Raw genomic sequence first — 12,630 nt, 5'->3', positions numbered from 1 at the left:
TAAAATATTTCTTAATCATAAGTATATTTTACAGTGAAAAAATAAAAAGTAAAGACAAATTTTTTGTTATTGCTATAAAAATTATGAGCTTTAATTTTCTGCCATTTTTACAAATGTCAGACGCTCATAATTTTTATATTTAGCTTTATAGTATTTAAAAAATTATTAGTTTTTATTGTTGCTAGCGATAAACTCGCTTAATAATAGCTGGCAACTTCCTTATGTCAGTTGCCAGCTGCTCGTTTATCGCTTTAAAAAAATTTATTTAATTAAGTAATTCCAAAGCACAATATTTATATTATATATATTAGTATATCAAAAAAAATATTTAAGTAAATAAAAATATTTTTTATTATTGCTAGCGATAAACTTTTTTATTATTGCTAATAAAAATTATGAGTGTGTTAAATATTAAAAATTGCAGTGATTATCAAAAATGATTTTAGAGCTGTTAATATAATTATATCGAGTTTTCAGCTAGCAATAACAAATTATAGTTATTTAGGACAGCTCTTTAATTGTTAGTAATATTAATATAAAGAAGCTTAATAATTTAATATAATAATGATAAATAGTATAGAGTTAATATAAAAAAATTATTAAATAATATATTATGAAATGCTGAAAGTTCAGATTAAATTATGAGGCGTAGATTTTATACTTCAAAAAACTATAATAATAATTGTAGAATATTAAATACGATATATATGTATTGTATGAAAAATAACTAATATATTTATCACATAATCATATATATACTGTTTTATAAATTTGAATTAATAAAATTTTAATATATAATTTAAATAAATGTAAACGGGAATTATAATAAAATGAGAGGCTCTGTAGTAGCTGTAATATTTATTATAGTAAACATTGCAGCTATAAGCATATTTATGATGGTATCTACTACATCAATAAAAAAATCTATTCTTACAGAAGAAAAATTATCAAGAGAATCTCTAAACTCTATAATAGAAATATATTACAGAAAAAATCAAGCATCAGAAAATTATTATAATGCAGTATCTGTCATACCTAGAATAGATATATATACATTATATGCATTAAGCAACTATATAGAAAGAGTAAAATCTATAGAGGCAGATTCTACTTTGATAGAAAAACCATTAACTTTTCAGGAATATCAATATATACAGGCAAGAATAACTGAAAATATAAATAAAATTAATTATACTGCTAGAAATTATCCTGTATTAAGAACAAATCAAAATTATATAGCAGCATTGAATGAAATGAAGCCTATAATAGAAGATGAAAAAAAATCTATATCTATATATAATGATCATGTATTAGAATATAATAAACTTACTACTAATCCTCCGTCTAGTATAATAGCCGGTATAATGGGGAAATTACCTTTTTTAAAATTTGAAACAGGAACAAATATTATTTCACAGACAGGACATATTTTTAATTAACTGATTTTATGTTTGCAAAAAATTATAACTTTTTCTATAATTAAATAAGGTTTTATTAAATATTCGGATAATATAAAGTATTATGAATGATAGTTATGAGTGATAAAATAAAAAATGAAAATGATATTAAAGAACTAAAAAGAGTTACGCAAAAAGAAATAGCAAAAATATTAGGTATAAGCAGAACTACTGTAGCCAGAGCTATAAACGGAAGCGAATTTATAAAAGAAGAAACTAAATTAAAAATATTAGAATTAGCTTCTCAATTAAATTATGAAAAAAATTATATAGGAAGCTATTTAGCAAATCAAAAAGAAAAAGTAGTTCATTGTTTGATAGCATATTCTTTTAATGAATTTTATACAAGAGAAATTATAAGAGGGCTTAATGCAATTCATAGAGAATATTCTATGTATAATTATAATCTAAAAATTACAGCTACAGCGATATATTCTCCTGATAAGCAAATAGAAATTTTAAAAAATATTTTAGATGATGCAGATAATATTAATGGATTAATAATTACTCCGTTAAATAAAGATGCTGCATACAAAATATTAAAGCCGTATTTTGGTAAAATTAATATAATATCTATAGGCACTAGATTATCGGAAAATATACCTCATGTGGGACCAAATCATATTATGCAGGGTTCTATGGTGGCAGGCATAGTATCAAATATTTTAAGAAAAGATGAAAAACTGCTTATAATAGATAATGGAGATGATAAAATTTCTTCAGGAATGTATTTGAAAGGTTTTTTGCAAAGGATAAAAAATACTGATATAGATATTGTAGGTCCTATTTACTGCGGCAGCATAGAATACAGCATAAATACTATAAAAGAAATTTGCTCAAAAAATGATATTAAAGGAATTTATATAAACAGATATGCTCAGGAAATTTATGATATAATAGATAAAAATATATTGAAAGATAAAAAAATAGTAACTCACGGTATGGCTGAAAGCATAAAATCACTAATAAAAGCAGGTATAATATCTTTTACTGTTATGGAAGAAATGTTTTTAGAAGGCTATAATGCTGGAAAAATTATGTTTGAAATGATATATAAAAAGAATAAAAATATTGATTGGTTAGTATCTGATTCCAAAATAATATTTTTAGAAAATCTTTATGATTGACATTATTAAAATATAAAAAATTTACTTGATAAAATTAGCGTATTATGATAAAATACTGCAACTATATTCTATAATGTTATATTTGTTTATTTTAATTTTGGAAATGTAAATAACATTAATATAAATAAAATATTTAGGAGATATTAAATGGATCAGCAGATAAGATTAGTAGAAGCAAAATATAAGAAAGAAGCTATTTTACCTTTTGAAATAGGAGATACAGTAAAAGTATGGGTAAAAATCATAGAAGGCGACAGAGAAAGATTGCAGGCTTATGAAGGTACTGTAATTTCTATTCGCGGCAAAGGAATTAATAAAAGTTTTATTGTTAGAAAAATCTCTTATGGGGTAGGTGTTGAGAGAATATTCCTTTTGAATTCTCCTAGAATAGATCATGTTGATATCATAAGAAAAGCTAAAGTAAGAAGAGCTAAACTTTACTATCTTAGAAAGAAAGTTGGTAAGAAAGCACGCTTAGTAGAGAGATTAGGTGTTAAAATACCTAAGCATTCCGATTTAAAAAATGCTGTTGAAAATAACAAAAAAGAAGAAAACAGTTCTTCAGCTGAAGAATAATATTTTTGATTTTTTCAAGGAGAATTTTTTATGGGCTATAGAATAGTTGCTAAAGAACAATGGTCAGAAAAAGTTTTTATGATGCAGATAGCAGCTCCTGATATAGCTAAACATCGTAAAGCTGGGAATTTTATTATATTCAGACTAGATGAGAAAGGAGAGAGAATACCTCTTACTATAGCCGATGCTGATGAAAAAGAAGGTACTATTATGATAGTAACTCAGAATGTAGGATACTCTACTGCCAAACTTATGGAGCTTAAAGCAGGCGATGAGATAATGGATATAATAGGACCTTTAGGACAGCCTACTCATATTGAAAAGAAAGAAGGCATAGTTTTGGGAGTAGGCGGCGGAGTCGGTATCGCTCCTTTGCATCCTATTATGCAGGCATATCATAATGCTGGAAATAAAGTTATATCTATATTAGGTGCCAGAGATAAGTCCCTTATTATTATGGAAGATATGATGAAAAAAATATCTGATGAAGTTATTATTTGTACTGATAATGGAAGCTACGGAGAAAAAGGGCTTGTTACAGATATGATTACTAGAATATATGATAGGGGAGAAAGAATTTCTGAAGTTATAGCTATAGGTCCTGCTATTATGATGAAATTTGTTTGTATTCTTACTAAAAAATATAATATTCATACCACTGTAAGTTTAAACCCTATTATGATAGATGGTACAGGAATGTGCGGATGCTGCAGGGTGAAGGTAGGAGATGAAACTAAATTTGCTTGTGTTGAAGGTCCTGAATTTGACGGACATTTAATAGATTTTGATATTCTTATGAAAAGACAGGCTATGTATAAAAAAGAAGAACATGAGTGCAATTTAAGATTAGGATAATTGATTTTTGAATAATTCTTATTATTAAAGCTGCAATAATAATTAATAAGCTGCAGCTTTTTTATTTTTTATGATAAATATTTATTATAAAAGACAATAATTAGGTAATTATAAAAATAAAAGGTTAATATTATGAGAAAAAAAATCATTGCTTTAATATCTATATTGATTATAATGATAACAGCAGTTTCCTGCGAGACATTAAAATCATCAGCAAGAGAAATAACAAGAAGTTATATAGAGCAGCATAAACCTGATATAAGAGTAAAAAAGGCTTCTATATCAAGCATAACTTTAAAAGATATTACTTTAACTACATTAGTTGAAATAAAAAATAATTTAGATTTTGAAATTCCTATAGATAAATTAAAAATAGAGCTTATTAATACTTCAGGAAGAACATTTACAATAGCTGAATCTGTAGAAACATTAAAAATACCTGCTAATCAGGCAAGAAATATTAATTTAAATTTTACGGCAAAATACAGCGATGTATTTACAACTGCTTTTGAATCTATAAAAACAAAAACTTTTAAATGCAGTGCTAAAATGACTATTACATTTACAATATACGCAATGAAATTTGAATTCCCTTATACTAAAGAATTAACATTTAAAGAATAAAAAATATGTTTTATCTTAAGTAAGAGGCATTAATAAAAATAAAAAATTATGCTAATATAAAAATATGAAAATAATTAAAATCTCTATTTTTTTAATGATATTTTTAATATCATGTACTAAAGTAAAAACATATACAAGAGAATATATAGAAAAATATAAGCCTGATATAAAAGTAAAAAGCGGCTCTTTAGATAATATCAGCTTAAAAGATATAACTTTGAATATATTAATAGAAATAAAAAATAATCTGCCTTTTGAACTTCCAATAGAAAAAATAGAAATAAATTTAATAAATAATTCAGGCAAAATATTTGCAAATTCAAGTTCATACGAAAATGAAGGAATTATAAAAATACCTTCCAACTCTTTTAAAGATATAAATATGAAATGTAATGCGAAATATTCTGATATATTTGAAACGGCAGCAGAGGCTTTAAAGTTAGAAAGTTTAAAATGCATTGGAGACATAACTTTAACATTTTCTGTACATAAAATGAGATTTAAATTTAATTATAATGCAGAAATATATTTGCTGAAATAAATAAAATATCTATTTTTTTAATATATCTCTTATAACATTTGCCCTTATTTCATCAATATTTCTATAATAGTTTCTATTTTCATATAATTGCTTCAAATGACTTGATTTTCCAATAGATGCCATATAATATATAGTATCCAAACTTATATTATCAATCATATCATAATAAATGCCTAGTCTAAGCCATAAACTATAATTAACAAGCTCCCTATATTTTAAATATCTTGCATACGATAATACTGCATAGCTTCTAAATATCTTATCTTCAGCCTTTACTCTATCTAGCTTTTTTATTCTATTTCTAATTTTCTTTTCTTTTTCAGATATTTCTTTAACTTTCTCTATAATACTGTCTAATATAAACTTCTCAGTAACCCCTATCATAATATTATTGCTTATAATAAGAAGTCCGTTTTTTATATTAATATCAAGTCCGTTTTTACTGCATTCATTAATGATATAATCAATATTATCAGGAGTTTTCCAAACAAGACACGGAACAGCTATGCAGACTTCCGCTTTTAAGGCAGTACCTATTATATTTGGGGAACTTGTTAAAAATCCGAATTTTTTATCATAAGCAAAATCTAATCTTTTATCTAAAGAGCTTTCTATAGAATATGCTTTATTGAAACAGCTTTCTAATTCTAAGCCTCTTGATATAGTTTGAATTTCTAAATGTTCATTTGAGTTTATCAATAAAGATAAATCCTCATCATCATTTGTAAATAATGAAGCATGAACTATATTTTTATTGCTCGGCAATGTAAGATTTTCTATAAGCATTCTAATATTTATAGGAGGCATATTAATGAGTTTTGTATATGATAAATTGAGATTTAATTCTTCTATATTAGTTTTTAATATAGAATCCGTTTTATTAAAATCATCTTTATCCATATTATAAAAAAATCTAATATTATCTAAATTTCTATAAATGGATATCTTAGAATATAATACTATATTATCATCTTCCCCTTTTTTATATATCCAATTTGCAGTATTATTAACGGACATCTTTTTTTTCGCTCTTAGTTTTTTTAGATATTAAATCTTTCTTCAAATACTCTAATTTATCTCTTATCAAAGCAGCTTCTTCATACTTTTCAATTTTTATTAAAAGTTCTATTTCTTCTTTATATTTATTTATTTTAGCTTCTATATCTTTATTTGTAAGATTTTTATTTGATATCTTTCCTATATGCTTATTTTCTCTATGTATTTTTTTTATATATTTATTAAGCTCTGATTTAAAATATTCATAGCATTTAGGACATGATACGATTCCTGTTCTAATAAAATCATCTAAAGAATATCCGCAGACTTTACATATCTTATTAGTATCAGAATACTTCTTTTTTTTCTTTTTAGACGGCAGGGATTTATAATTAGGAAATATAGTATCTATATTATTAAACTCTAATTCTAAACATTTCTCTATAACATTACTGCTGATTTCACAGTCTTTGCATATATTTATTTGTCTGCGTTCATTACCTATAATTTCCTGAATATGTAATACCGCTTTTTCTTTACCACAAATACTGCATTTCAAAATATATTGCCCCTAATAACTTAATGCAGAAATTTTATCATTTAATAAAAAAAAATGCAAATATTAATATATAATTTTATTTATTTCATCTTAATAAAAGTATTTAAATCTTCCTTGCTTGTAATTTTTATATTATTGGCAGAACATTCTAATATCTTTACATTTCCAAAATATTTGCTGTATATTTCGGCATCGTCTGTAGCCAAATCAGAATTTTTATCATTCATATATTTATCAATAGCTGTCATATAATTATCAAATTTGAATCCCTGAGGAGTAGCGGCTCTATAAAGATATGTTCTGTCTATAGTTTTTATTATATTATTATTTTCATCAGATTTTTTTATTGTATCTACAACTTTAGAAGCCAATATTGCAGCATCATATTTAAAAACCATTTCACAAAGAGATTTGATTTCATTTTTACTCACTAAAGGTCTAACTCCATCATGAATAAATACATAATCTGTTTTTATATCATTTCTATTATCATTTAGAAAAAGCATAGCATTATATACAGAATAAACCCTCTCATTTCCGCCTTTTACAAAATGCATATTTTTTTTTATTTTTTCTTTTATTAGGGATTCTTTTTCTATATATTTTTTTATATTCTTTATCTCTTCTTCAGCACTTACCAAAATGATATTATCAAAATTGAATTTAAGCATATTTATTAAAGTATGTATAAATATAGGCTTATTATCAACTTTTATAAACTGCTTTTTTACCTTTCTGCCGAATCTTTTTGAACTTCCTGCTATTAATATAATTAAAGATGTATTATTCATAAATGCTCATTTTTATTGTTTTTATTTCTTAGATTCATTCTCTCTTCTTTTCTTTTTTCTCTTTCGATATTTCTTTCTTCTCTTAATTTATATCTAGCTTCTCTTCTAGCCTGTAATTCCTGCTTCATTCTCAATTTTTTAGCTTCTCTTTTTCTTTTTATATCTTCATTATATTTTTTATGCTCTTCATTCATTTTATTTCTTATCTCTTTCATCTCTTCTAACTGCATTCTCCATTCAGCTCTTTTCAGTTTTTTCATCTCTTCATTTTTTTTAGCTTTCTTTTCTCTTTCCTGCATTCTTTCAATTTTTTCTATTTCTTTCTCTTGAAATAATACCAATTTTACAGGGTCTTTAATTTTTTTTAATTTCTCCCTCATTTTTACAATATAATCTTTTCTCATACCAATATTTTTAGGAAATAATTTAGCTGCCATAGAATCTATAAAAAGCCTAGCCCTAAGAATGGTGCTGTTTTGCGTCTTCAGATTAATAACAGATATCCAAGGAATTTTAAGTATTATAATAAATGATATAATTCCAGCCATAGTATTTGAAAATAGATTTCCCCAAAATACTGACCAATAGGATAAATATTCTGCAGTTAAAATAATAAATATGAATCTAAGCAGCCATATTCTAAGTATGCTTATTATAAGAGGAATTCTAGTTCTTCCAAGACCAATCATAGCACCTTGAGCAACCATAGCAATACCAAAGCCTAATACTCCGAAAGCATATATAGGCAGAGATTTATTAGCAACATATAAATCTTGAGCCTCTTTAGTAAAAAGCTTAGTGATATAAGGAGCAAGAGGTATGACTATAGTAATAAGTATAATTGCTGTAATAACTGCCATTATTATTCCTGTATAGCATGATTTTCTAGCTTTGTCAGTATATTTAGCACCTATATTCATACTAACCATTGTAGTAACAGCAGAGCCAAAAGCGGCTGTAAAATTAAAACATATATTAACTATATTATTAGATATACCTTGTCCGTTTAATACAGAAGCTCCGTATTTTTCAACCTCTGTATTTATGAGAAAAAATCCTAAATTAGTTAAAAATGTATTAAGCATAGAAGGAACACCTATAATCATAAGTTCTTTTAATACTGAAGAATCAAATTTAAAATCTTTTAAAGATAAAGTATCTTCGCCTTTTTTTAAAAACAAGTCATAATACATCCAAATTGTAACTATACTATAAGTAGAAAATGAAGCTAATACGCTTCCTACTATGCCTAAATTAAATAAATAAACATATATAAAATTAAATAATATTTTTAAAAGCAGTAATATAATACTTCTTATAAGAGTAGCTTCAGGCTTGCCATTTGCATTTTTTATGCCGTTATATAAAGCTGTTAAAAATGTCATAGGCATAACAAAACTATATAAAGACAAATATTTAAATACATTTTCTTTAATATCAGGAAGAAGATTTGCAGAAACTAATATGCTTACAAAATAAAGAGTTGGTCCCATAACAATACCAAATAATACCCCTATAATAACTATTTGAGTGGATATTCTTTTAGCATTTTTTAAATCCCCAAGTCCGTTATACTGTCCTACTATAGCCATAGCGGCAACGCCCAAACCTTGAGATAATGCTGTCATCATATATATTATAGGTTCTGCAAAATGAACGCTGCTTGCTATAACAGTCCCTGCAATATTATTAAGAAAAAGTCCGTCCATAAGAGGAATTAAAGACTGAACCAAGCTCATAATAAGAGTTGGTACTGATAACATTATTAATGTATTAGTAATAGGTCCGTAAAGAATTAAATCTCTTCTTGCTTCTGTGGATTCGCTTTTAAAAAAACTAACCATATTTATCCTTGAAATTATATTTTATATTAAAACAAAATTTTTTCATAAATGAAAATAAAAAAAGTTATATTTGCAATAATAATTTTTATATTATGTAAGCTGCAATATATGTTAATTATATGATTATCAATTAACTTCTTATATTGCCTAAACTAGGGTCTTCTATAATATCTTCCTGCAGCATATATATATTATTATCATCATAACTATTAGTATTTTCATCTAAAGGCATATATAAATCTTCTTCATCTTCTTCAATAATATCATCATTATTTCTTCTAGTACCCGTTTTTATATGATCTATAGGGCATTGAGTAGATAAATCAACATTTCCTCCTACAGTTAAAGGAGATACATTTATGCAGGTATGATTTCTAGGCAGTCCTGAATCCTGACAAATTTCTACAATTAAAATATCATCAGGTATAGACCAATTGAATTCTCTTTTTTGAGAAGGGGTTACAGCATTGAGATATTGAAAAGTAGCTAAAGCAGTGGTAGCCCCGCCTGTAACATTATTGGGAAGCAGATCATTTCTGTCGCTTCCTATCCAAGTAATTGTGACTATTTCATCATTATAAGCAGCAAACCAATTATCTCTATGCTCGCTTGTAGTTCCTGTTTTTGCTGAATATGAAGGATATTTAAATCCGTAAGTATTTGCACTTCTGTATGCTGTTCCTCCCGGTGCTATTACCTTTTGCAAAGTGGTATTTAAAAAATAATAAGATGACGGTGATGTAGAACTTATTTTATGAGGCGTTCTGTCTACCAAAGCAGTAACGCTAAGTTCATTTCCGTCCATATCTATAATTTTATCTACAATATAGGGCTTGTACTTAATACCTCCATTAGCCAAAGCACTATAAGCAGAAGCCAAATCAAGAGGACTCATTTCCATAGTTCCTAAACCTATTGATAAAGCATTAGGTATATAGGCATTTTCTCCAAAAAATTCCCTTGAATGCTCTATAAAATAAGAAAGTCCTATATCATTTAATAATTTTACAGCTATTGTATTTATAGATTTTGATAATGCTGTTTCTAAAGTTATTTCTCCTCTGTATTTTCTGTCGAAATTTCTAGGCGAGTATGCAGGCTTTCCTGTTCCCTGAGGATAAGTATAATTTGTATCAAGCATAGTAGAAAAAGGCTGAGCACCGCCTTCAAATGCATATAAATAAATAAAAGGCTTAATTACGCTTCCTATTTGTCTTTTTGCCTGAACTGCTCTGTTAAATTGGTTTTGCAATGTGTATCCGTCTCCGCCTATCATAACAAGTATGCCGCCTGTTTTAGGATCTATTGATACCATTGCACCCTGATAGCTTCTATTAGAGGAACTTGTCTGCAAATTTCTTATATTTTCTTTCATAACAGCATCGGCAACTCTATAATATCTTTCATTTATTGTTGTATATATTCTTAAACCTGATAATGCAAGCTCATCTTTATTAAAATAATTTAATAATTCCTGTCTTACATATTCATTTACATAAGGTGCTCTATTAACTGTCATTTTCCATTGGGCACCCTTTACCTGCTTGCTGATATTTGTGTATTCTTTATCAAATAATTCAAGTTCTTCCTGCATAGTTTTTTTATCTATTATATTATTCTTTACCAATCTTGAAAGTATCTGCTCTACCTTTCTTCTATTATTATCAGGATTATTTATTATAGAATAGTATGAAGGATTAGGAAGCATTCCTACAAGTATAGCATATTCTAATAATCTGCATTGTCTTAAAGGCTTATTAAAATAATGATTGGCTGCAGCTTCAAATCCGTAATTTCCATCTCCTAAATAAACTGTATTAAAGTACATAGCCAAAATTTCTTTTTTGGTATATTTTTCTTCTATTTCTCTTGCAGCAAACATTTCAAAAAGTTTTCTTTCTATTGTTCTTTCGCTCTTTGTAAATAGAAGTTTAGCCAATTGCTGAGTAAGTGTAGAACCTCCGCCTACTATTTTTCTAGTTATAATTGTCTGCATACCTAAATAGGCTGTTCTGAAATAGTTAATGCCTTTATGAGTATAGAATTTTTGATCTTCCATTAAAAGCAAAGTCTGTTCTAAAAGGGGATTAATATCATCTACATTAACAACCTCATAGGCAGGAGGCATATATTCACCTATCAATATATTATTTCTGTCATATATTTTAGTAGGAGGCGAATCTCCGAAAGGATTTAAAGGATTAAAATATCTTATTCTTTTTTCATTGCCTCTGATAACTATTATATCATAATATTCTTCAAGCATAGACATACTTTGATTTCTTCTGTCAACCCAATCTTTATATACTCCTCCTACAAAGTATATGCCCACTATACCAACTGCTGCTGAAATAAATAATAATATTATAAAAATACTTAATATAAATCTCTTTAATTTAGATTTTTTTTTCTTTACAGCATTATTATTTTTTGTATTATTTTTTTTATTAAACATTTATTATTAAACACCACATTAACATAATTATTACATTATATATGATACTATAATATATATAACATTGCAAGCGGAATTTATGCTGAAAATTATAATTGATTTATATATTTTTTATATTAGAATAGTTAAAATATTTTTTATTTTATTAGAAGAAATCTTAATATTATGCAGAATTTTAAATCTAAATCTTTATTATCAATATCTATATTATCATTAATAACATTCGGAATATATAATATATATTGGATTTATGTTACATCTAATGATATTAATAATTATATGGAAAAAGAATATTTAAATCCTTCATTGTCGGCTATATTATCATTTTTAACCTGCGGATTATTCAGCATATACTGGTTTTATAAATATGGAACTATAGTTTTTAATGATATGATAAAAAAGGCTGATTTAGACAGCTATGGAGAGAGTGCTGCTGTATTATCTATACTTCTTTTAGTGCCTTTCGGTTATATCTATTCAATGACAGTATTACAAAGCAAACTTAATATTATATTTGATATAAATAAATAATGATTTTCTTTATTTACTAATTAAAAAAACTTGTGCCGATATCTGCATAATCCTTTCCATTTAGCGAATGTCAGGTACTTACAAGTTTTTTATTTTATTGTTGCTATCAATAAACTTTTTATTATTACTGCTTTGCGTGCCTTCGCTAATACTAGATGCCAGCTAAAGCTGTCATCTGCTCAGGCTCGCTTTTTATTATTATTTTTAATAAACTCTGCCACTCTGCCATTCTGTGAATGTCAGACGCTCATAATTTTTATATTTAGCTTTCTAG

At 26.2% G+C, this 12,630-nt stretch carries 12 protein-coding genes; 7 read left to right on the top strand and 5 right to left on the bottom strand.

The features are described from left to right. Positions 1-830 precede the first annotated feature (830 nt). From QZ288_RS11120 to QZ288_RS11095, 6 genes are all read left to right on the top strand, one after another. Positions 831-1,439 (top strand): LemA family protein, encoded by a 609-nt coding sequence (locus QZ288_RS11120; protein WP_295158871.1) that lies wholly within the window; start codon positions 831-833, stop codon positions 1,437-1,439. A gap of 95 nt (positions 1,440-1,534) precedes the next feature. Further along, positions 1,535-2,584: a LacI family DNA-binding transcriptional regulator gene (locus QZ288_RS11115; protein WP_295158869.1), complete on the top strand. Its 1,050-nt coding sequence runs from the start codon at positions 1,535-1,537 to the stop codon at positions 2,582-2,584. Between the two features lie 147 nt (positions 2,585-2,731). Continuing rightward, positions 2,732-3,160, top strand: a complete 429-nt coding sequence (gene rplS, locus QZ288_RS11110) for a 50S ribosomal protein L19 (RefSeq protein WP_295158867.1) — start codon at positions 2,732-2,734, stop codon at positions 3,158-3,160. A gap of 30 nt (positions 3,161-3,190) precedes the next feature. Beyond that, positions 3,191-4,015, top strand: a complete 825-nt coding sequence (locus QZ288_RS11105; protein WP_295158865.1) for a sulfide/dihydroorotate dehydrogenase-like FAD/NAD-binding protein — start codon at positions 3,191-3,193, stop codon at positions 4,013-4,015. A 132-nt stretch (positions 4,016-4,147) separates the two neighbouring features. Further along, complete coding sequence (locus QZ288_RS11100; RefSeq protein WP_295158863.1) at positions 4,148-4,639, top strand: hypothetical protein; 492 nt, start codon at positions 4,148-4,150, stop codon at positions 4,637-4,639. Between the two features lie 64 nt (positions 4,640-4,703). Then, positions 4,704-5,180 carry a hypothetical protein gene (locus tag QZ288_RS11095; protein ID WP_295158861.1) on the top strand — a complete coding sequence of 159 codons (477 nt, stop codon included), beginning with the start codon at positions 4,704-4,706 and terminating at the stop codon, positions 5,178-5,180. Between the two features lie 9 nt (positions 5,181-5,189). On the opposite strand, the gene QZ288_RS11090 is transcribed toward QZ288_RS11095, so the two are convergent. The 5 genes from QZ288_RS11090 to QZ288_RS11070 form a co-directional block, all read right to left on the bottom strand. Continuing rightward, entirely contained in the window at positions 5,190-6,197 is a 1,008-nt protein-coding gene (locus QZ288_RS11090) for a guanido phosphotransferase (RefSeq protein WP_295158859.1), read from the bottom strand. Further along, positions 6,187-6,735 carry an excinuclease ABC subunit B gene (locus QZ288_RS11085; protein ID WP_295158857.1) on the bottom strand — a complete coding sequence of 183 codons (549 nt, stop codon included), beginning with the start codon at positions 6,733-6,735 and terminating at the stop codon, positions 6,187-6,189. Before QZ288_RS11085 ends, QZ288_RS11090 begins: the two co-directional genes overlap by 11 nt. An 80-nt stretch (positions 6,736-6,815) precedes the next feature. After that, positions 6,816-7,526 (bottom strand): 2-C-methyl-D-erythritol 4-phosphate cytidylyltransferase, encoded by a 711-nt coding sequence (ispD, locus tag QZ288_RS11080; protein ID WP_295158854.1) that lies wholly within the window; start codon positions 7,524-7,526, stop codon positions 6,816-6,818. Next, positions 7,523-9,370: an MATE family efflux transporter gene (locus QZ288_RS11075; protein ID WP_295158853.1), complete on the bottom strand. Its 1,848-nt coding sequence runs from the start codon at positions 9,368-9,370 to the stop codon at positions 7,523-7,525. The genes ispD and QZ288_RS11075 overlap by 4 nt, the downstream gene beginning before the upstream one ends. 130 nt (positions 9,371-9,500) lie before the next feature. After that, positions 9,501-11,825, bottom strand: a complete 2,325-nt coding sequence (locus QZ288_RS11070; protein ID WP_295158852.1) for a transglycosylase domain-containing protein — start codon at positions 11,823-11,825, stop codon at positions 9,501-9,503. A 165-nt stretch (positions 11,826-11,990) separates the two neighbouring features. Here QZ288_RS11070 and QZ288_RS11065 point away from each other — a divergent pair, with 165 nt between their 5' ends. Continuing rightward, positions 11,991-12,356 carry a DUF4234 domain-containing protein gene (locus tag QZ288_RS11065; protein WP_295158850.1) on the top strand — a complete coding sequence of 122 codons (366 nt, stop codon included), beginning with the start codon at positions 11,991-11,993 and terminating at the stop codon, positions 12,354-12,356. The last annotated feature ends 274 nt before the right edge of the window (positions 12,357-12,630 follow it).

Source organism: uncultured Brachyspira sp. (assembly GCF_910578695.1).
In the GTDB taxonomy this organism is placed as follows: Bacteria; Spirochaetota; Brachyspiria; order Brachyspirales; family Brachyspiraceae; genus Brachyspira.
Note: the sequence above shows the minus strand (reverse complement) of the source record. Positions and strands in the feature narration are given on the sequence as shown.

Coding starts and splice junctions, on each gene's coding strand:
- QZ288_RS11095 (WP_295158861.1), top strand. CDS start 4,704: ATGAAAATAATTAAAATCTCTATTTTTTTAATGATATTTTTAATATCA.
- QZ288_RS11070 (WP_295158852.1), bottom strand. CDS start 11,825: ATGTTTAATAAAAAAAATAATACAAAAAATAATAATGCTGTAAAGAAA.
- QZ288_RS11090 (WP_295158859.1), bottom strand. CDS start 6,197: ATGTCCGTTAATAATACTGCAAATTGGATATATAAAAAAGGGGAAGAT.
- QZ288_RS11120 (WP_295158871.1), top strand. CDS start 831: ATGAGAGGCTCTGTAGTAGCTGTAATATTTATTATAGTAAACATTGCA.
- ispD (WP_295158854.1), bottom strand. CDS start 7,526: ATGAATAATACATCTTTAATTATATTAATAGCAGGAAGTTCAAAAAGA.
- QZ288_RS11100 (WP_295158863.1), top strand. CDS start 4,148: ATGAGAAAAAAAATCATTGCTTTAATATCTATATTGATTATAATGATA.
- QZ288_RS11065 (WP_295158850.1), top strand. CDS start 11,991: ATGCAGAATTTTAAATCTAAATCTTTATTATCAATATCTATATTATCA.
- QZ288_RS11075 (WP_295158853.1), bottom strand. CDS start 9,370: ATGGTTAGTTTTTTTAAAAGCGAATCCACAGAAGCAAGAAGAGATTTA.
- rplS (WP_295158867.1), top strand. CDS start 2,732: ATGGATCAGCAGATAAGATTAGTAGAAGCAAAATATAAGAAAGAAGCT.
- QZ288_RS11115 (WP_295158869.1), top strand. CDS start 1,535: ATGAGTGATAAAATAAAAAATGAAAATGATATTAAAGAACTAAAAAGA.
- QZ288_RS11105 (WP_295158865.1), top strand. CDS start 3,191: ATGGGCTATAGAATAGTTGCTAAAGAACAATGGTCAGAAAAAGTTTTT.